The sequence below is a fragment of the Psychromonas saccharinae genome, from assembly GCF_051201515.1.
GTDB lineage: Bacteria > Pseudomonadota > Gammaproteobacteria > Enterobacterales > Psychromonadaceae > Psychromonas.
Genome location: NZ_CP195153.1, coordinates 476370 through 497496 on the forward strand (window position 1 = coordinate 476370; position 21127 = coordinate 497496).

A 21127-nucleotide genomic window follows, 5' to 3' on the forward strand; every position below is an offset into this window, starting at 1 on the left:
CACTTTTATAGGTAAGTATTATAATGGCAGATGATATAGCCATTACAGTCATAGGGGCAGGATCATACGGTACTGCCCTTGCTGTATCTTTGGCTCGAAATGGGCATCGAACAATGCTTTGGGGGCATGAGCCTGCACATGTTGAACGATTGCAACAAGACCGAGAGAATAAAGAGTTTTTACCGAATGTTTCTTTTCCCGAATTACTGACTGCTGAAACTGATTTAGCGCAATGTATTCGTTCAACAAATAATATTTTGTTGGTTGTGCCGAGCCATGTTTTTGCAATTGTCCTACAACAAATAAAGCCATTTTTAACCTCACAACATCGTATTGCTTGGGCAACCAAAGGTCTGGAAGCTGAAACCGGTCGTATTTTGCAAGATGTTGCCGTTGATGTACTTGGTGACCATTATCCTTTAGCGGCTATTTCAGGGCCTACCTTTGCAATGGAAGTGGCAAAGGGCTTGCCGACTGCCGTAGCTGTGGCTGGCACTGATAAACAGTTTACGCAAGAGGTGGCAGACCTTTTCCATAATAAGCGTAATTTAAGAGCTTATATTTCTGATGATTTTACTGCTGTTCAATTAGGTGGTGCCGTTAAGAATGTTATCGCGATTGGTGCTGGTTTGAGCGATGGGTTAGGTTTTGGAGCGAATGCGCGAACGGCATTAATCACACGTGGGTTAGTTGAATTGACGCGTTTGGGGATTGCACTGGGTGCTAAGGAATCTTCTTTTATTGGTATGGCCGGATTAGGCGATCTCGTCTTAACTTGTACGGATAATCAATCGCGAAATCGTCGCTTTGGGCTTGCTTTAGGGCAGGGGAAAGGCATTGATGAGGCGCAGGTTGAGATCGGTCAAGTAGTGGAAGGTTATCGAAATACAGAAGAAGTGTATAACTTAGCTAAACGAGTAGGTATTGAAATGCCTATATGTGAGCAAATCTATTATGTGCTTTATGAAGGTAAAGCGGTAAAAGAAGCGGCCATTGCATTATTGTCTCGTAGTAAAAAAGACGAGTAAAAATCGTTTACTTTCTGTTATAAAAAAGGCTTCTAATTGAAGCCTTTTTTAATTTTATTGGAATGGATATTCTTAAGATTCTTGAAGAATATTCAGCATACGACGAAGTGGTTCTGCGGCACCCCAAAGTAGCTGATCACCCACAGTGAATGCACTTACGTATTCTGGGCCCATCGCAAGTTTACGAATACGACCAACAGGAACACTTAATGTGCCCGTTACTTTTGCAGGTGATAATTCTTGTACGGTAATATCACGTTCATTTGGAATGACCTTCACCCATTCATTATGAGATGCTAATATTTTCTCAATCTCTGCGACTGATACATCTTTTTTCAGTTTCATTGTGATTGCTTGGCTATGGCAACGCATTGCTCCGATACGAACACATAAACCGTCAATAGGTGTTTGATTGTCGCTAGTACCCAATATTTTATTTGCTTCAACCTGTGCTTTCCATTCTTCTTTACTTTGACCTGAAGGCATTGGCACATCAATCCATGGAATCAAACTACCGGCTAATGGTGCACCAAATTGTTCTGTTGGTAACGCATCGCTACGGATATGCTCTGCAACTTGTTGATCAATTTCTAAAATAGCGGAGGCTGGATCGGCGAGTTTATCGGCAACAGCATCTTTAATTGAGCCCATTTGGCTAATTAATTCGCGCATATTACGTGCACCCGCACCTGAAGCTGCTTGGTAGGTTTGTGGCGCAACCCATTCGATAAGGTCCTGTTCAAATAGTCCGCCCAGTGCCATTAGTAATAATGAAACGGTACAATTACCGCCGACATAGGTTTTAATACCGTCGCTTAATCCTTGTTTAATCACATCTTTATTAACAGGATCTAGAACGATAATACTGTCGTCTTTCATGCGTAATGATGAAGCGGCATCAATCCAATAGCCATCCCAACCTGCTGCACGTAATTTAGGGTAAACTTCATTTGTGTAATCGCCACCTTGGCAAGTCACGATGATATCCATTTTAGCTAATTCATCTATCGAGAATGCATCCTTTAAGGTGTCTGTTGGTTTGCCGATTTCAGGTGACGTCAGGCCCACTTGTGAGGTGGTAAAAAATACAGGTTCGATTGTCGCGAAGTCATTTTCATCGCGCATTCTTTGCATAAGTACAGAGCCAACCATCCCGCGCCAACCAACTAAACCAACTTTTTTCATTGTCCAACATTCCTTAAATTTAAATAGAGAGATAGATTTTATAAATCTAGTATTATCGTCATCATTAACGGAAGACTAAATCTATCATTATCTGCTTTGCTCTGGCTAGTTTTTTGAGCGATCTAAGTAAATTAATAGAAAAAGTAGGGGATATTCTAAGAAGATAAGCTGGCGACCAGTGTTAGTTGCTTCGGCCGCCATTATTTTAGGTATTAATTAGATGTCGTAAACGGTTGGAACCGCTTGACGTTTGTGTTGCGTACGTAGGTAAATTGCGATGAGTTTATCTTCAATTTCTTGAGGAACTGTTTTACCTTCGAGAAAATCATCGATTTGGTTATAAGTCATGCCCAATGCAATTTCATCTTCTAATTGCGGTTGATCTTCTTCTAAATCTGCCGTTGGTGCTTTTTCGACTAATATCGACGGTGCGCCAAGGTGTTTTGCAAGTGCGCGAACTTGACGTTTATTTAATCCAAATAGCGGTGCTAAATCACATGCGCCATCACCATGTTTAGTGTAAAAGCCGGTAATGTTTTCTGCGCTGTGATCCGTGCCAACCACTAAGCCACCAGTTAGGCCAGCAATTTCGTATTGTGCAATCATACGCATACGCGCTTTGACATTACCTTTCACAAAATCGTAACTGGCATTGTCAGCTAGTTTTATTTGGCTATTTTCTAATGCATTGACCGTGCTTGCATGGATACCATCTGCGCCATCTTGAACATTAACGGTGACACAATGTGAAGGTTGAATAAAACTGACGGCTAATTGTGCTTCATCTTCATCTTTTTGAACTGCATAAGGTAAGCGAACGGCAATAAATTGGTATTTGTCGGTGCTTTCTTTTTCATTTAATTGATTGACAGCTAATTGGCATAATCTACCCGTTGTACTGGAATCAACACCGCCACTGATACCTAATACAAGACTATTACAGTACGCGTTTTTCAGTATTTTTTGGATAAATGCGATACGACGTTGGATTTCTTGTTCAACATCGATATTGGGTAATACACACATCTCTTTCAATATTTCTTGTTTCATGAGTAGGCCTATTAGTTAAAGTTAATCATTATGTCTAAATAGATTATGCAAAAAAGTAACTATTTTTTATAGTAAAAGTTAGTGTAAATTAATAATCAGTATTTTTGAGCCGGTATAAAAGATCACCTATGCTATTTCTTTATTAAATTTTCTCAATTATGATTCCTAATCTTAATCGGCTTATATATAGGGATACAAATGAAGAAGTTAGATGTAATTGATTATAAGCTTCTTGATATTCTGCAAAAAAATAGCCATATCACTAATCAGAAATTATCAAAACAAGTTGGATTAGCGCCTAGTTCTTGCTTGCAGCGTGTCCGTCGACTAGAAGAATCTGGGTATATTAGTGGTTATCATGCGCGTGTTAATTTAAATGAAGTCTGTCGTTTTGTTACCTGCATTGCCGATGTCAAACTGAAAAGCCATTCACAACAAGAGATGAAAGCTTTTATCGACATGGTGGATTCGATTCCCGAAATTGTTGAATATTATACGGTTAACGGTGTGTGTGATTATATATTAAAGATAATTACGCGAGATATGGCTCGCTACTTGGCTATTAATGATCAACTAATCGGTAGCAGTGAGTATGCAGCGACAATTAATACGCATGTCGTATTGAACGAAAATAAAAGTTTTACTGCGGTTGATCTTGATACGCTGCGTTAATCTTTCCTATCTGCTCATTCAATGTAAGTTAAATATATTAAAGAATGCAATGAAGCCATTGATTCTCAAAGAACACTATTTTCTTATACGTTCCTCTTAAAAATCCGTTAAAATGAAGACTTTATTATTCATTTAGTTAAATGTTTCTATTTAAGGTTGTCATTATGTCTCTAAGTGTCGTTATTCTTGCTGCGGGTAAAGGTACTCGTATGTGTTCGTCTCTGCCTAAAGTGCTCCATAAAATTGCTGATAAACCGATGGTGCAGCATGTAATCGATACTGTTAAAGAGATTGGAGCTGAGAATATCCATCTGATTTACGGTCATGGTGGAGAAAAAATGCAAGCGGCGCTTAACGAGGCCGATTTAAATTGGATCAAGCAGTCGGAGCAACTTGGTACTGGCCATGCGATGCAAATTGCGCAACCTCATTTTAAAGCCGATGAAAAAATTCTAATGGTTTATGGTGATGTACCATTATTATCGGAGGAAACCCTACAACGTCTTATTGCCGCGCAACCGCAGGATGGAATAGGCTTACTGACGGTTAAATTAGATAATCCAACGGGTTATGGACGCATTGTCCGAACGGACGGAAATGTGGCCGGAATTGTCGAGCAAAAGGATGCAACGCAGATACAATTAGCGATTAATGAAGTGAATACCGGCATACTTGTTGCCAATGCAAATGACTTGTCTCGCTGGTTACCTGCACTAAGTAATGATAATGCAGCAAATGAATATTACATCACTGATATTATTAAAATGGCGCATGATGAGGGTAAAAGTATTTGTGCAGTACATCCGGAACATGGTTTTGAAGTCGAAGGTGTTAATACACGTTTACAACTTGCACAATTAGAACGTGCTTATCAACTGCAACAAGCTCATCAATTACTGTTAGCTGGCGTCATGTTGCGTGATCCCGCACGGTTTGATCTGCGTGGAGAATTAAGCTGTGGACAAGATGTTGAGATTGATATTAATGTCATCATTAAAGGTAAAGTGACATTGGGCGATGGCGTTATTATTGGTGCTAATTGTATTTTAATTGATTGTGATATTGCCCAAAATGCAGTGATTTCAGATAACTCTATTATTGAAGCTAGCCAAGTGGGAGAAGGAGCGACGATAGGTCCATTTGCTCGTGTTCGTCCAGACAGTGTACTTAAAAAAGAAGTACATATTGGTAACTTTGTCGAAGTGAAAAAATCGACCTTGGGTGAAGGGACTAAGTGTGGTCATTTAACTTATATTGGTGATAGTACATTAGGTCGAAATGTAAATGTCGGTGCTGGCACGATTACTTGTAATTATGATGGGGCTAATAAATTCCAGACGACCATTGGTGACGATGTGTTTATCGGTTCAGATTGTCAGTTGATCGCGCCAGTCACGGTGGGCAATGGGGCAACAACGGCGGCAGGTGCAACGATTGTAAATGATGTGCCGGATAATGCCTTAGCTGTTTCAAGAACTAAACAACGTAATATTAACGGTTGGAAGCGACCGGTTAAAAATAAGTGATAAAAACGACGAATACTAGCCTTTACCTTCAACACGCATAAATGAGTAGATAATTAGCGAAACAGGCATAATACGCTTGGTATAAAATTTAGATTGTTTGTTTTGCAGATACAAAAAAGGTGCTTTTAGCACCTTTTTTATTTTAAGAGAAGTTTGAGTTAAGGGAAGCTAGTTGCTCGCCTCTCTTCACTTCATTTAGTCTTTTTTAATGTTTAGTGGACGTTTACAAACATATACTTTTTCAAGATGTTTTAACGTGGCATCTGGCATGCCTTTTGGTAATTCAATAGTTGAATAATCATCATTCAATTTGATATCACCAATAAAACGACTGTTGATGTCTGCTTCGTTAGCAATTGCACCAACAATGTTTTTAACTTGAACACCATGTGAACGACCAACATCTAAGCGGTATCTTTCTAATTCGATATCGGTTGGGCGACCACGACCGCGAGGCTTATCACCACCACGTTCATTGCGGTCATTACGATCACGTCCACGACTACGATCATTGCGATCACGACGCCCACGGTCATTTCTATCGCCACGGTCAAAACCACGGTCATTTGAGCGAGGCTCTACAAATTTTTCTTCAACTGGTTGTAAAGGTTTATCTTTTTGCGCCATGAATAAAAGAGCAGCTAACAAGTCTTGGTTATCAATTTCTGTATTATTTTCAATTTGAGTAAGTAAAGTGCGGTAGAACGTTAGATCTTCACTTTCGCAAACTTCTGCAATTTGTTTTTCAAAGTTATTGATACGTGTTTGTGTTACTTCGTCACGAGTTGGTAAATCAATCATTGTGATTTCTTGACGAGTGGCACGTTCAATTGCTTTTAATAAGCGGCGTTCACGTGGTGCCGCAAATAAGATTGCTTTACCTTTACGTCCTGCACGACCTGTACGACCGATACGGTGAACATAAGATTCAGTATCCGTTGGGATGTCGTAGTTAACGACTAGGCTTAAGCGCTCAACATCAAGGCCACGTGCAGCTACATCAGTTGCCACTAGAATATCTAAGCTACCTGCTTTTAAGCGTGCAATAGTACGTTCACGTGATTGTTGATTCATATCCCCATTTAGTGCTGCACTGCGGTAACCGCGAGCTTCTAAACGTTCAGCTAACTCAACCGTTGCTGTTTTAGTACGTGCAAAAATAATAACGCCATCAAAGTCTTCTGTTTCAAGCATACGTGTTAATGCATCAAGTTTGTTAACACCACGTACAATCCAACATTTTTGTTCAATATTTTCAACGGTAGACGTTTTCGCTTTAATTTTAATTTCGTTTGGATTATTCATGTATCGTTTAGTGATACGTTTGATTTGATCCGGCATTGTCGCTGAGAACAAGGCTGTTTGATGTTTTTCAGGCATCTCTTTCATGATCGTTTCAACATCATCGATAAAGCCCATGCGTAGCATTTCGTCAGCTTCATCTAATACTAATGTTTTTAAATTTGAAAGATCTAAGGTTTTACGTTTTAAGTGATCCATAATACGACCAGGCGTACCAACGACAACCTGTGGACCTCGGTTCAATTGTTTGAACTGAATGTTGTAGCTTTGACCGCCGTAAATAGGCATTACATGGAAACCACGTAAATGGCGAGAGTATGATTGAAATGCTTCTGCGACTTGAATTGCTAGTTCGCGTGTTGGTGCAAGTACTAATACTTGTGGTGTTTTAGACGCGATATCGATATTCGCAAGTAAAGGCAGTGCAAACGCAGCCGTTTTACCTGTACCTGTTTGTGCAAGACCTAAAACATCTTCGCCCTTAAGAAGGTGAGGAATACATTGTGCTTGAATTGGAGAAGGTGTTTCATAGCCTAGTTCTGCAACGACCTTAATGAGTTGTTCAGGAAGGTTTAGGTCGGTAAATGTAATCGTATTTGCGTTTTTTTCTGTTGTTTGTGACTCTGACATAGTGGCCTCATGAGTTCAGTTTAAATCTGTATTTAAGACAATTAAATACACCAAATTCAGCCTATACCTACGGGACATCAATCACTTCAGTTTACGAACTGAAACTATTTGTAACTCTTGCGTTATTAATCGCATAATAGGTTTAATCTGAATATATTACATCGTTAGAAGGGGGTTCCTTTTACGAGGGAGCGCATTCTACTTGATTTGTGCATAAAACACCCGTGTTATTTTGATGTTGTCCACAAAATCAGGAATAAATGTCTTTTTATACACTATTTTGAAAAAAAACACTTGCTAAGTGTTTGTATCTTATTTTAGACGAGAAAAAGGAGGATGCTTGAACTTTTTATTCAAGCATGTAAATTTTTATTTATAAAAAGAATGATCACCGCTTTGATGTTCGGTTATATCTCGAACGGCGTTAAGCTCTCCAGAAAATTCTTCGAGTAGTTCTTTTTCGATACCTTCTTTTAGAGTTAAATCGACTTGAGAACAGCCATTGCAACCGCCTCCAAATTCAATAATTGCAACATTATCATCGGTAATTTCAATCAGTTTAATAAAGCCACCATGACTAGCAAGTTGAGGGTTCACCTGTACTTGAATAACATATTCAACACGTTCAATCAGTGGTGCATCGTCCTTCACTCTGCGCATTTTTGCATTTGGCGCTTTTAAGGTTAATTGAGTGCCTGTTTCTTCTTCAACCAAATCAATGAAAGCTTCTTCTAAAAAAGGCAAGCTCACATCATCGATTAATGCATCAAAACCATCATAGTTTAATCGTAGATCGCTACCTTCAACCGCTTCGGGTGGACAATAAGAAACGCCACACTCTGCTTTTGGAGTGCCTGGGTTGATAACAAACACGCGAATACCAGTGCCTTCTTTTTGTGGTTCAAGTAATTTTTTAAAATGTCCTTGAGCAACGGGCGTTATTTCAATCATTGTAAAACCTCTAATCTTGAGTCATCTAGTCAAACATTATAACGGGGATTAAATGTAATAGGGAAGTTATCTCTTGAGATTATTTTATTTTGGTAGTGAGGTTCTACATATACACCAAATATCAATTTGCTTTGCTCCTGCTTGTAATAGCGTTTTAGATAAGCTGTTAACTGTTGCTCCTGTCGTAACAACATCGTCTATGATAACGATATGCTGGTTGCGAATGCGGTGTTTGCTTATATCATTTATTTCAAACGCTTGGCGTAAGTTCTTTTTTCTTTTTGATAATGACAGCGTTTCCTGCGCGATAGTTTCTTTCGAACGAATAACTGTATTCGATAGTATTGGGATGTTTAAATGTTTTGAGAGTTTTTCTGCAATTAACTGTGCTTGATTAAATCCACGAAGATAGAGTTTATTGTTATGAAGCGGGACTGGAATTAAGTAATCAATCATCGATAATTGCGTTGAAAGTATATTTGATTGGATTGATGAAACGAGTAAGTCTGCTAATAATTCACCAAAGATAAGTTGTTTGGAGTATTTAAATTTTTTAATCAAAGCGGGATAAGGTGGGTGATAATTTGCAACGGCATGTAATTGAGTAAACTGGTGTTTTTGTTTTAAACAATCGCCACAATAATACTGCGTTTTAGATAATGCTAAGCCACAATGAAGACAACAAGGGCGAGCGACGGCTAAAGAATCATGGCAATATTGGCAAATTAAAGTTTGATTACTCGATAAATGACAAAGCAAACATTGGGACGGTAATATTTGCTCGATTGCAAACTGAAATTTATTAACTAGCGGTTGCCATTTTGTTTTCATAACTCATCTCGTTGGTTCTTATCCAATGACATTTAATTATAGAGCAGATTCAGGCGCGTGTGGTTTTCAAAGGTGAAAGGAACTCTTTTAAAATTTATATGAAAAATATCTAGTTTTTATTAAAATGAATAAAATTGTTCTTTGATAGTAGATTAAATATTAACCAAATTACTTATTTGTGTTAGAATAAAAATAATCCATTTGCAAATGTATCAGAAATAAGGAGTACTTATGGATGTTCGTTCAGCATACAATTCAGGTCTAACGGGGCTGCAAAATGCTTCTGCTCAGCTGACCAGCTCAAGTGTTAATATCGCCCAAACAACTGGTGCAGATGGGCGTACCATTGAAAACCAAGAAAGTGTTGCATTATCTGCGGAACAATCACCCGTTTCATTAACAACAGAATTAGTTAATTTGAAAGTGGCAGAGTTCCAAGCTAAGTCATCGGCAAAGGTAATTACTACTGCAGATGAAATGGTTGGCACACTCATTAATACTAGCGTTTAATATCTACTTGTATGGCTAATATTAATGCGCATCTTCCTTCTTCGATTGCGGTGGCATTTCATCCGCCGACGGAAAATTTGCTGCATGATAATTTAGTTAGGCCGGTTATTCCGAAACCTGAAATAATATCTTCCTACACTAAATTCCATGAAGACCATGAACATACACAGCAGGATGAATATCAAGAGTCTTCTTCTGACAAAAAACGAAGTCAGTTTTTTATGGCAAGAAAGGAATCATTGACTCCTGAGTCTGACGGTCAAGATATAACATTAGAAGGTAAAAAGGATTTCAAAGAAGTCATCTCTGTTATTCAAGCTCGTTATAATGACTCCGTTCATCCTTTTCCAAATCCAACGATATCCTTTGCAATTTAGTTCATTCAAAAAAAATGGCACTTAAAGTACCATTTATTAAATGTAATTGGATGACGCTTAGTGACAACCACCACCGCCACAACATCCCTCAGTTTTTTCTTCTTTATCTTTATCACCACCACAGCACTCATGATCATCATCGTGATCGTGTCCACCACAACACTCATGGTCGCCATGATCGTGGTTATGTTCACCGTGGCTATGTTCACCATGAACGTGACCATGTGCAAGTTCTTCTTCTGTTGCTTCTCGAATTCCAACAATTTCACCAACAAATTGCAGAGACATACCTGCAAGCGGATGGTTTGCATCAATGCTAACGGTTTCATCGTTTACTGCAGTCACTTCAACAGTTCGAGGGCCTTGATCGCTTTCTGCATGGAAAGACATACCTACTTCAACTTTATCAACACCTTCAAATAAAGACAGTGGTACTTCTTGAACTAATTCTTCTTGGAAAGGACCGTATGCTTGGTCTGCTTCAAGTTTCACATCAAATTTGTCACCTACTTCTTTACCTTCTAGTTCAGCTTCTAAACCAGGTACTAAGTAATGTGAACCTTGAATAAACTCAAGCGGTGCACCATTTTCAGTACTATCTAATGGCGAACCATCAACTTCTGCGACACCGAAGTGAATTGAAACTACTAAATCATTTTTAACTTTCATTGTGGGGTCTCACTATCTTTTGAATTTTTGTTCAATCACTGCTGCCTAATAAACAGTAGTGAAATTTAGGTGTGTAGAAATTATCCATTGAGTTGTTTTTACGTCGGTCCACACGGCATATAGTCCCACATTCTCTAATGTAGCCAACACCGAGTCAAGCAGATTGACCAATGCGAACGATAAAACAAATGTTATTTCATTTATTGTTGCCCTAGCTCAATTTTGTAAAATTAGCTATCATCGCTGTCTATTTATAGCCTTACTTTAAATTGAGATAATTTATTTATGATTGTTGCCAGTAATATTGAATTTATGCGCGGTGGTAAACCTTTACTTAAAGATGCGAGTGCAACAATCAATCCTCGCCAAAAAGTCGGACTTGTTGGTGCGAATGGTTGCGGCAAATCGAGTTTCTTCACGCTATTGAAAAAACAAGGTCAAGTAGAAGCGGGAGAACTCTCTATTCCACCTCATTGGCGATTAGCGAGTGTGGCACAGGAAACCCCTGCGTTAGATAAAAAAGCCATAGAGTACGTCATTGATGGCGATATGCATTTTAGATCGTTACAACAAAAATTACGGGAAGCTGAAACGGAGAATAATGGTACAAAAATAGCTGAGATGCATATTCAATTAGATAATGCCGGCGGATACACCATTGAATCTCGTGCTGCCGAATTATTAGCTGGACTTGGTTTTTCGGAGCAAGCACAGGGACGCAGCGTTAGCGATTTTTCTGGTGGTTGGCGTATGCGTTTAAACTTAGCCCAAGCACTACTTTGCCCTTCGGATCTTTTGTTACTTGATGAACCAACCAATCACCTTGATTTGGATGCTGTTATTTGGCTAGAAAAATGGTTGCGTCAATATTCAGGTACATTGATTCTGATTTCACATGACCGAGATTTCATCGATTCTGTTGTTGATAAAATAGTTCATATAGAACAAATGCAATTACATGAATATACTGGTAATTACTCTAGTTTTGAAAGACAGCGAGCGGAAAAGTTAGCACAACAACAAGCTTCTTATGATAAGCAACAAAAGCAAATTAGTCATATGCATAGTTACATTGATCGTTTTCGTTATAAGGCAAGTAAAGCCAAACAAGCTCAAAGTAGGATTAAAGCATTGGAACGTATGCAGGAATTGTTGCCTGCGCATGTGGATAGCCAATTTAGTTTTTCGTTTAGAGAGCCGGATGCGTTACCTATGCCATTGTTGACGATGGATAAAGTGAGTGCGGGATACGGTGATTTGTTAATACTTGATCAAATAAAATTGAATCTTGTTCCAGGTAGTCGTATAGGTCTATTAGGAAGAAATGGTGCAGGTAAATCAACCTTAATAAAATTATTATCCAATGAACTGAAGCCTTTTTCTGGCAAGTTAGAAGTTAATCCAAATGCTAAAATTGGTTATTTCGCACAGCATCAACTCGAGTTTTTACGACTAGACGATACACCATTGGATCATTTATCACGTTTAGCACCCGATGAAAAAGAATTACCGCTTCGAAATTTTCTCGGTAGTTTTGGTTTCCAAGGGGATAAAGCGTTAGAGAAAGTCGGGCCTTTTTCCGGTGGTGAAAAAGCAAGACTGGTACTCGCTTTACTGGTTTGGCAAAAACCGAATTTATTATTACTTGATGAGCCAACCAATCACCTCGACCTTGAAATGCGCCATGCCTTGACAGTTGCACTGCAAGCATTCGAAGGTGCAATGGTTGTTGTATCACATGATAGACATCTCTTACGCACTACAACGGATGATCTTTACCTTGTGCATGATAAACAAGTAGAACCCTTTGTTGGTGATTTAGATGATTATCATAAATGGTTGTCAGAACAACAAAAGATAGAAAAGGCGCCAGCTGAGAGCATAACAAAAAATACGACTCCAAGTAATAACCGTAAAGAACAAAAAAGGTTAGAAGCTGAGTTTCGTAAAAAGCTAACACCTTATAAGAAGCAATTATCTACATCTGAAACGTTAATGGATAAATTAACCGAGCAATTAGAAAAGATAGAAGAGCAATTAGCCGATACCGCATTGTATGAGCATAGTGAAAAAGCACGCTTAACAGAGATGCTAAAGCAGCAAGCAGAGATAAAAGAATCGCTTGAAGAGGCCGAAATGAATTGGATGGATGCTCAAGAAACAATTGAAACATTACAGAATGAATTTGATATAACCGTACAATAATCATTAATAACGACAACAAAGGAACGATAATGAGTTTTGAAACAAATGAGTATTTTGAAGGGAATGTACAGTCAATCGCATTTCAAAGCGACACATTACCAGCAACAGTGGGTGTTATGGAAATTGGTGAATATACATTTTCAACCAATGCAAAAGAGTACATGACTGTTGTGAGTGGTGCTTTAACCGTAAAGCTTCCAGGTACATCAGAATGGCAAACATTTAATGCAGCAGAAACATTTGAAGTGCAAGCTAATGAAAGCTTTGATGTTAAAGTGACAGTACAAACTGCTTATCTTTGTCTTTATGAGAAATAATATAGAACAAACGAATGGTTTATATTAAGGAGCTTCGGTTCCTTTTTTATATTTAATAAAACGATTAAGTATAAAAAACAAACTTATGTGGTCTGTAAAATAGACGGATTGGCCATTAAAACAGCATGTGATAATTAAATTCAAAATATCGCTATAAAACGCTTGCTAACGATCTCGGAATCTCTATAATGCGCATCCACGGAAACGGGAACGACGCAAGTTAAACCGGTTACCGAGAGCATCACAAACGCATAAGCGCTTCAAATTTCGATTTGAAATTAAGTTTAAATAAGACGTTGACATTGTTCGAAAGGCGCGTAATATACGCCGCCTAGCCGAAAGGCTTGCTCTTTAACAATTTAATCAAACAATCTGTGTGCGCATTGATAGTCGATTTCAAAATAGTCCTTCGGGACAAAAATCAATATCAGTGACACACGAATTAATTCATTAATTCAGAATAACAAAAGAACGTAAGTTCTTTAGTTTTAGTCAGTAGTATTGAGTCGCAACTTAGGTTGCAAATTAAACTTTAAATTGAAGAGTTTGATCATGGCTCAGATTGAACGCTGGCGGCAGGCTTAACACATGCAAGTCGAACGGTAACATAATTAGCTTGCTAGTTGATGACGAGTGGCGGACGGGTGAGTAATGCTTGGGTATATGCCAATAGGTGGGGGACAACAGTTGGAAACGACTGCTAATACCGCATAATCTCTTCGGAGCAAAGTAGGGGACCTTCGGGCCTTACGCCTATTGATTAGCCCAAGTGGGATTAGCTAGTTGGTAAGGTAATGGCTTACCAAGGCGACGATCCCTAGCTGGTCTTAGAGGATGACCAGCCACACTGGAACTGAGACACGGTCCAGACTCCTACGGGAGGCAGCAGTGGGGAATATTGCACAATGGGGGAAACCCTGATGCAGCCATGCCGCGTGTGTGAAGAAGGCTTTCGGGTTGTAAAGCACTTTCAGCGAGGAGGAAAGGGATGTAGTTAATAACTGCATTCTGTGACGTTACTCGCAGAAGAAGCACCGGCTAACTCCGTGCCAGCAGCCGCGGTAATACGGAGGGTGCGAGCGTTAATCGGAATTACTGGGCGTAAAGCGCGTGTAGGTGGTTAATTAAGTCAGATGTGAAAGCCCAGGGCTCAACCCTGGAACTGCATTTGAAACTGGTTAACTAGAGTTTTGTAGAGGGTGGTAGAATTTCAGGTGTAGCGGTGAAATGCGTAGAGATCTGAAGGAATACCAGTGGCGAAGGCGGCCACCTGGACAGTAACTGACACTGAGACGCGAAGGCGTGGGGAGCAAACGGGATTAGATACCCCGGTAGTCCACGCAGTAAACGATGTCTATTAGAAGTTTGTGGCTATATGCCGTGGGTTTCAAAGCTAACGCATTAAATAGACCGCCTGGGGAGTACGGCCGCAAGGTTAAAACTCAAATGAATTGACGGGGGCCCGCACAAGCGGTGGAGCATGTGGTTTAATTCGATGCAACGCGAAGAACCTTACCATCCCTTGACATCCAGAGAATCTGTTAGAGATAGTAGAGTGCCTTCGGGAACTCTGAGACAGGTGCTGCATGGCTGTCGTCAGCTCGTGTTGTGAAATGTTGGGTTAAGTCCCGCAACGAGCGCAACCCTTATCCTTAGTTGCCAGCACGTAATGGTGGGAACTCTAGGGAGACTGCCGGTGATAAACCGGAGGAAGGTGGGGACGACGTCAAGTCATCATGGCCCTTACGGGATGGGCTACACACGTGCTACAATGGCAAATACAAAGGGTTGCTAACCTGCGAAGGTATGCGAATCTCATAAAGTTTGTCGTAGTCCGGATCGGAGTCTGCAACTCGACTCCGTGAAGTTGGAATCGCTAGTAATCGTGGATCAGAATGCCACGGTGAATACGTTCCCGGGCCTTGTACACACCGCCCGTCACACCATGGGAGTGGGCTGCACCAGAAGTCATTAGCTTAACCTTTCGGGGATGGCGATGACCACGGTGTGGTTCATGACTGGGGTGAAGTCGTAACAAGGTAGCCCTAGGGGAACCTGGGGCTGGATCACCTCCTTACGTAAAGAAACGACTATTAGTGCCCACACAGATTGTTTGATTAGAATGATAAAGTGCAAAAGTTCCGGGTCCCCATCGTCTAGAGGCCTAGGACACCGCCCTTTCACGGCGGTAACAGGGGTTCAAATCCCCTTGGGGATACCACTACCATACGAAAAGATACTTAATCTTTTCTTATATTCTTTGTAAACCCAATGAAAAGTACTTTATAAGTAACAATACTTATAAAGTGTTTTTTAACACTGCTCTTTAACAATTAGGAAAGCTGATAAAGTTCTTATTTATCAACTACATTACAATTTATTGTGATGTATAGATAAATATAAACGAAATTGTTCTCAATTATTAAAACTCAGGTTTTAGTAATTGTAATCAAGCAAAAATAAAATGTTATTCAAATTGATACTTTGAGTAACGTACGTATCTACGAGTTAATTTGATTAACTCTAGGTGCACGAAAAACGCAAATGCGTTTTTCATATGTAAAATATGAGAAATCGCAAGCGTCTTGGAAACAACATACAATGTCTTTAGATATTGTATGGTTAAGTGAATAAGCGTGCACGGTGGATGCCTAGGCAATTAGAGGCGATGAAGGACGTGGTAATCTGCGATAAGTCCAGGGGAGTTGATAACAAACGTTATATCCTGGAATCTCCGAATGGGGCAACCCGGCACTTCGGTGTCATCGCTTAGTGAATACATAGCTAAGCGAAGCGAACGAGGGGAACTGAAACATCTAAGTACCCTTAGGAAAAGAAATCAACCGAGATCCCGAAAGTAGCGGCGAGCGAAATTGGGTCAGCCCTTAAGCTTAGTAAAAGTTAGTGGAATGCTCTGGAAAGTGCAACGGTACAAGGTGATAGTCCTGTACACCAAAACTTCTTCTAAGTGAAATCGAGTAGGTCGGAGCACGAGAAATTCTGACTGAATATGGGGGGACCATCCTCCAAGGCTAAATACTCCTAATTGACCGATAGTGAACCAGTACCGTGAGGGAAAGGCGAAAAGAACCCCTGTGAGGGGAGTGAAATAGAACCTGAAACCGTGTACGTACAAGCAGTAGGAGCGGATTTATTCCGTGACTGCGTACCTTTTGTATAATGGGTCAACGACTTAATTTCAGTAGCAAGGTTAACCATCTAGGGTAGCCGTAGGGAAACCGAGTCTTAACTGGGCGATTAGTTGCTGGGATTAGACCCGAAACTTGGTGATCTAGCCATGAGCAGGTTGAAGGTTGAGTAACATCAACTGGAGGACCGAACCCACTAATGTTGAAAAATTAGGGGATGACTTGTGGCTGGGGGTGAAAGGCCAATCAAACCAAGAGATAGCTGGTTCTCCTCGAAAGCTATTTAGGTAGCGCCTCGTGTATCACTGTTGGGGGTAGAGCACTGTTTGGGCTAGGGGGTCATCCCGACTTACCAACCCCATGCAAACTCCGAATACCAACAAGTGCAATCACGGGAGACACACGGCGGGTGCTAACGTCCGTCGTGGAAAGGGAAACAACCCAGACCGCCAGCTAAGGTCCCAAAGTATATGTTAAGTGGGAAACGATGTGGAAAGGCTCAGACAGCCAGGAGGTTGGCTTAGAAGCAGCCATCCTTTAAAGAAAGCGTAATAGCTCACTGGTCGAGTCGGTCTGCGCGGAAGATTTAACGGGGCTAAACATATCACCGAAGCTGCGGACGCGTATTTATACGCGTGGTAGAGGAGCGTTCTGTAAGCCGTCGAAGGGAAAGGTGTAAACCATCCTGGAGGTATCAGAAGTGCGAATGTTGACATGAGTAACGATAAGGGGGGTGAAAAACCTCCCCGCCGGAAGACCAAGGGTTCCTGTCCAACGTTAATCGGGGCAGGGTGAGTCGACCCCTAAGGCGAGGCCGAAAGGCGTAGTCGATGGGAAACGGGTTAATATTCCCGTACCCTTATATTTTGCGATGGGAGGACGGAGAAGGCTAGGTGGGCCTGGCGATGGTTGTCCAGGTTCAAGTGCGTAGGCAGGTGTTTTAGGTAAATCCGGAACACTATATGCTGAGACACGATGTCGAGTCACTACGGTGATGAAGTCATTGATGCCATACTTCCAGGAAAAGTCTCTAAGCTTCAGAAATATAAGGATCGTACCCCAAACCGACACAGGTGGTCAGGTAGAGAATACCAAGGCGCTTGAGAGAACTCGGGTGAAGGAACTAGGCAAAATGGTACCGTAACTTCGGGAGAAGGTACGCCGATGGAGGTGATGAGATTTACTCTCTAAGCCCCTGTCGGCCGAAGATACCAGATGGCTGCAACTGTTTATTAAAAACACAGCACTGTGCAAAATCGCAAGATGACGTATACGGTGTGACGCCTGCCCGGTGCCGGAAGGTTAATTGATGGGGTTAGACTTAGGTCGAAGCTCTTGATCGAAGCCCCGGTAAACGGCGGCCGTAACTATAACGGTCCTAAGGTAGCGAAATTCCTTGTCGGGTAAGTTCCGACCTGCACGAATGGCGTAATGATGGCCATGCTGTCTCCACCCGAGACTCAGTGAAGTTGAAATCGCTGTGAAGATGCAGTGTACCCGCGGCTAGACGGAAAGACCCCGTGAACCTTTACTACAGCTTAGCAGTGAACTTAGAGCCTACATGTGTAGGATAGGTGGGAGGCTTTGAAACGTTGTCGCCAGATGACGTGGAGCCAACCTTGAAATACCACCCTTGTATGTTTTGAGTTCTAACCATGGCCCCTGAATCGGGGTTTGGGACACTGTTTGGTGGGTAGTTTGACTGGGGCGGTCTCCTCCCAAAGAGTAACGGAGGAGTACGAAGGTTGGCTAATCACGGTCGGACATCGTGAGGTTAGTACAATGGTATAAGCCAGCTTAACTGCGAGACAGACACGTCGAGCAGGTACGAAAGTAGGTCATAGTGATCCGGTGGTTCTGAATGGAAGGGCCATCGCTCAACGGATAAAAGGTACTCCGGGGATAACAGGCTGATACCGCCCAAGAGTTCATATCGACGGCGGTGTTTGGCACCTCGATGTCGGCTCATCACATCCTGGGGCTGAAGTCGGTCCCAAGGGTATGGCTGTTCGCCATTTAAAGTGGTACGCGAGCTGGGTTTAGAACGTCGTGAGACAGTTCGGTCCCTATCTGCCGTGGGCGTTTGAGAATTGAGAGGAGCTGCTCCTAGTACGAGAGGACCGGAGTGGACGAACCGCTGGTGTTTGGGTTGTCATGCCAATGGCATTGCCCAGTAGCTACGTTCGGAATCGATAACCGCTGAAAGCATCTAAGCGGGAAGCGAGCCTCAAGATGAGTTCTCACTGGAGATTTAATCTCCCTAAAGGGCCGTTGAAGACTACAACGTTGATAGGCAAGGTGTGTAAGTACGGTAACGTATTGAGCTAACTTGTACTAATTACCCGTGAGGCTTAACCATACAATGTCTAAGTACATTGGTTAGACCAAGACAACTTAAGAAAATAAGCTTGCGAAGCGTATTTTACAAAGCATTTTTGCAAAGATTAGATAAATAAAAGAGCAGAACAAAAATAAAACATTAGCTTTTCTAATTACTTTTTATGCTTGGCGACACTAGCGCTGTGGTCCCACCTGACTCCATGCCGAACTCAGAAGTGAAACGCAGTTGCGCCGATGGTAGTGTGGGGTTTCCCCATGTGAGAGTAGGGCATCGCCAAGCGCCTAATTAAACAAACCCAGTAGGTCTTTTCTTACTGGGTTTTTTTAATTCTGATGATTTACAGATAACCTACAGAGAGTAGGGGCGAGTATCGCGACAGCGATGTTTCACGAGCGGAGGAGCTCCGCGACGACTGTTATCGCCAAGCGCCTAATAAACGATAAATCCCTGTTGACTAACGTCAGCAGGGATTTTTTCGTTTAAGCGCATCAAAATGATGACCGCTCAAGCAAGGGGAATATAATGTGTCGCCATATGTTGGGATTCAACTCATGTGATAGTAGGGCGAATTAGGGTAATGAGCGGATGAGTGTCATCGCCAAGATCCTAATGAAGCTCCCCCTATAGGCAGGTATCTACAGGGGGGATTGCTTATGGAAGATTTACTGGGAAAGGTCGATATTTAAATTCCCATACCAGATAAAGCATTGATGACATCTTTAATCGCTTTACTAATAACTGGATTATTTTCTTCAAGTAAGAGTAATTGCTGTTCAATTTTTTTCTCTTTGAGCAATTGTGCTGGATCGCCTGACTTTATTGCATCTTGGAATTGGTCTCGAATCCGAGTCAATTCTCCAGCTGTACATTCATCTGCAATTGGTTCTGTCTCTAAAATAGCCGTTAATTTATCAAATTCATTTTTAACTTTTCTGATTGGCATAGACACCTCTTTATTATTGTTTTCAATTAAGTGTAGCTCGTATGTACAATATTAATCTTTTCGTTTTTCAAAAAAGTGATCGAGCTTACGTGTTAAGAGAAGAAATACGATGACATACAATAAACTAATTATTATTAGCCCAAATTTGAACCATACATGTTCTGCATAATGTTGAAGATATAGTTCAGATAATAAAAGGGCCATTATCCAATAAACAATTCTTATTATTGATGCCCAAAAAGTGTAACTGCGATCGGTTAACCATAACTTTGCCATATCATTAAGCCCGTTTGATTGTAAAACTTAATACATTATCAATGTGCTGTTGTTTAGTCGCGAGCATAATCAGGCGATCAATACCGAGAGCAACACCTGAACAATTTGGCAGTTTTTCTAATGAATTAATGAAATTCTTATCGATTGGCATTTCATCTAACCCTTTAATTTTTCTTATTTGATTATCTTTATTAAAACGGTTTAATTGTTCTTCAGGATCATTTAATTCATGGAAGCCATTAGCAAGCTCAATGCCTTTATAATAAACTTCAAAGCGCTTTGCAACACGAGGATCATGTTCAGATATTCTTGCTAAAGCAGCTTGGGAAGCAGGAAAGTCATATATAAAGCAAGGCTTCTTAATCGCAATAACAGGTTCGATAGCAATACAAAATAATAATTGTAAAACGGTGTCTTTATCCGTCTCATTATCTAGCACCGAACCCAATTTTAATTTGTTACCAGCTTGTTTTAATTCATCTAAAGATGCAGCCAATGGATCTACGTTTAATACTTCTAAAAAGGCATTTTGGTACGTGCAACGACGTGCTGATTCACAATTTAATGTGAGTTGTAATAGTTGGTCCATTTCATTCATCAATTGTTGATGGTCATAATCTACTTGATACCATTCCAATATGGTAAATTCTGGATTATGAAATCGACCTGATTCTTCATTCCTAAATGCTTTACATATTTGAAAAATAGAACCACTACCTGCTGCTAATAAACGCTTCATGTGAAATTCTGGTGATGTTTGTAAATATAAGGGTAATCCGTCAGTTGTTTGATTTGTTAACGAAAGGTCAGCACCTATAAAGTTAGTTTTAAAACAAAAAAGATGAATATCTGTAACACCAGATTGACTTAAAGTTGGCGTTTCTACTTCTAATAAACTACGCTGAATAAAAAATTGGCGTATCATTTGTATTATTTTTGCCCTTTCTTGCAATTTTGACATGCTTGCAGTTGGTAACCAATTCATTTTATTTCCTTTTTTGCTGTAATCTAATTAGTTCTTATTTTTATTAAATAAACCAAGGAGGCTAAATAAAGCCTAATTTTATATTAAAAGCGTGATGTGTTAACTGCTCTATGTCTCCAGCTTTGGTTATAATAGTTCCGAAAACTTGACTTTTCTCACGTATTATAAAGTAATCACTGA

At 40.5% G+C, this 21127-nt stretch carries 15 protein-coding genes, 1 tRNA gene and 3 rRNA genes; 11 read left to right on the forward strand and 8 right to left on the reverse strand.

Annotation, left to right across the window (positions count from 1 at the left end; all coding sequences use genetic code 11):
• Window positions 1–23 precede the first annotated feature (23 nt).
• Complete coding sequence (gpsA, locus tag ACR30L_RS02130) at window positions 24–1028, forward strand: NAD(P)H-dependent glycerol-3-phosphate dehydrogenase (RefSeq protein WP_435236405.1); 1005 nt, start codon at window positions 24–26, stop codon at window positions 1026–1028.
• Window positions 1029–1100: 72 nt separating this feature from the next.
• Here gpsA and asd read toward each other — a convergent pair whose 3' ends face one another.
• Both asd and nadE read right to left on the reverse strand, forming a co-directional pair.
• The gene (gene asd / locus ACR30L_RS02135) at window positions 1101–2213 is read right to left on the reverse strand and encodes an aspartate-semialdehyde dehydrogenase (RefSeq protein ID WP_435236406.1); all 1113 of its coding nucleotides are present in this window, start codon (window positions 2211–2213) and stop codon (window positions 1101–1103) included.
• 216 nt (window positions 2214–2429) lie between these two features.
• A complete protein-coding gene (nadE, locus tag ACR30L_RS02140; RefSeq protein ID WP_435236407.1) occupies window positions 2430–3263 on the reverse strand; it encodes an ammonia-dependent NAD(+) synthetase in 834 nt (277 codons plus the stop codon).
• A 198-nt stretch (window positions 3264–3461) separates the two neighbouring features.
• On the opposite strand from nadE, the gene ACR30L_RS02145 reads away from it, so the two are divergent.
• Both ACR30L_RS02145 and glmU read left to right on the forward strand, forming a co-directional pair.
• Window positions 3462–3935: an Lrp/AsnC family transcriptional regulator gene (locus tag ACR30L_RS02145; RefSeq protein ID WP_435236408.1), complete on the forward strand. Its 474-nt coding sequence runs from the start codon at window positions 3462–3464 to the stop codon at window positions 3933–3935.
• 164 nt (window positions 3936–4099) lie between these two features.
• On the forward strand, window positions 4100–5461 hold the full coding sequence (gene glmU / locus ACR30L_RS02150) for a bifunctional UDP-N-acetylglucosamine diphosphorylase/glucosamine-1-phosphate N-acetyltransferase GlmU (RefSeq protein ID WP_435236409.1): 1362 nt from the start codon (window positions 4100–4102) through the stop codon (window positions 5459–5461).
• Between the two features lie 195 nt (window positions 5462–5656).
• Here the strand turns inward: glmU and ACR30L_RS02155 are convergent, their stop codons facing one another.
• The 3 genes from ACR30L_RS02155 to ACR30L_RS02165 all read right to left on the reverse strand — a co-directional run bounded on the left by ACR30L_RS02155 (window position 5657) and on the right by ACR30L_RS02165 (window position 9175).
• Window positions 5657–7393, reverse strand: coding sequence for a DEAD/DEAH box helicase (locus ACR30L_RS02155; protein ID WP_435236410.1), 1737 nt, complete (start codon window positions 7391–7393; stop codon window positions 5657–5659).
• 369 nt (window positions 7394–7762) lie between these two features.
• Complete coding sequence (gene nfuA, locus ACR30L_RS02160) at window positions 7763–8344, reverse strand: Fe-S biogenesis protein NfuA (RefSeq protein ID WP_435236411.1); 582 nt, start codon at window positions 8342–8344, stop codon at window positions 7763–7765.
• A gap of 84 nt (window positions 8345–8428) precedes the next feature.
• Window positions 8429–9175: a ComF family protein gene (locus ACR30L_RS02165; protein WP_435236412.1), complete on the reverse strand. Its 747-nt coding sequence runs from the start codon at window positions 9173–9175 to the stop codon at window positions 8429–8431.
• Window positions 9176–9406: 231 nt separating this feature from the next.
• Between ACR30L_RS02165 and ACR30L_RS02170 the strand changes: the two genes are divergently transcribed.
• Together ACR30L_RS02170 and ACR30L_RS02175 are read left to right on the forward strand one after the other, a co-directional pair.
• Window positions 9407–9685: a flagellar basal body rod C-terminal domain-containing protein gene (locus tag ACR30L_RS02170; protein ID WP_435236413.1), complete on the forward strand. Its 279-nt coding sequence runs from the start codon at window positions 9407–9409 to the stop codon at window positions 9683–9685.
• Between the two features lie 11 nt (window positions 9686–9696).
• Window positions 9697–10062: a hypothetical protein gene (locus ACR30L_RS02175; RefSeq protein WP_435236414.1), complete on the forward strand. Its 366-nt coding sequence runs from the start codon at window positions 9697–9699 to the stop codon at window positions 10060–10062.
• A gap of 57 nt (window positions 10063–10119) precedes the next feature.
• Here ACR30L_RS02175 and slyD read toward each other — a convergent pair whose 3' ends face one another.
• Window positions 10120–10731, reverse strand: coding sequence for a peptidylprolyl isomerase (slyD, locus tag ACR30L_RS02180; RefSeq protein ID WP_435236415.1), 612 nt, complete (start codon window positions 10729–10731; stop codon window positions 10120–10122).
• Window positions 10732–11016: 285 nt separating this feature from the next.
• On the opposite strand from slyD, the gene ACR30L_RS02185 reads away from it, so the two are divergent.
• The 6 genes from ACR30L_RS02185 to rrf all read left to right on the forward strand — a co-directional run bounded on the left by ACR30L_RS02185 (window position 11017) and on the right by rrf (window position 19022).
• Window positions 11017–12936: an ABC transporter ATP-binding protein gene (locus ACR30L_RS02185; protein WP_435236416.1), complete on the forward strand. Its 1920-nt coding sequence runs from the start codon at window positions 11017–11019 to the stop codon at window positions 12934–12936.
• 29 nt (window positions 12937–12965) lie between these two features.
• On the forward strand, window positions 12966–13253 hold the full coding sequence (locus ACR30L_RS02190) for a pyrimidine/purine nucleoside phosphorylase (RefSeq protein WP_435236417.1): 288 nt from the start codon (window positions 12966–12968) through the stop codon (window positions 13251–13253).
• Between the two features lie 534 nt (window positions 13254–13787).
• Window positions 13788–15330: ribosomal RNA gene (locus ACR30L_RS02195) — 16S ribosomal RNA — on the forward strand.
• Window positions 15331–15398: 68 nt separating this feature from the next.
• A tRNA-Glu gene (locus ACR30L_RS02200) sits at window positions 15399–15474 on the forward strand.
• 399 nt (window positions 15475–15873) lie between these two features.
• Window positions 15874–18761, forward strand: a 23S ribosomal RNA gene (locus ACR30L_RS02205).
• 145 nt (window positions 18762–18906) lie between these two features.
• Window positions 18907–19022 (forward strand): 5S ribosomal RNA (rrf, locus tag ACR30L_RS02210).
• The 16S, 23S and 5S rRNA genes sit together here with 1 tRNA gene alongside, the layout of an rRNA operon.
• Window positions 19023–19425: 403 nt before the next feature.
• Here the strand turns inward: rrf and ACR30L_RS02215 are convergent.
• Complete coding sequence (locus tag ACR30L_RS02215; protein WP_435236418.1) at window positions 19426–19686, reverse strand: DUF4404 family protein; 261 nt, start codon at window positions 19684–19686, stop codon at window positions 19426–19428.
• A gap of 280 nt (window positions 19687–19966) precedes the next feature.
• Complete coding sequence (gene epmA, locus ACR30L_RS02220) at window positions 19967–20947, reverse strand: elongation factor P--(R)-beta-lysine ligase (protein ID WP_435236419.1); 981 nt, start codon at window positions 20945–20947, stop codon at window positions 19967–19969.
• Window positions 20948–21127 lie beyond the last annotated feature (180 nt).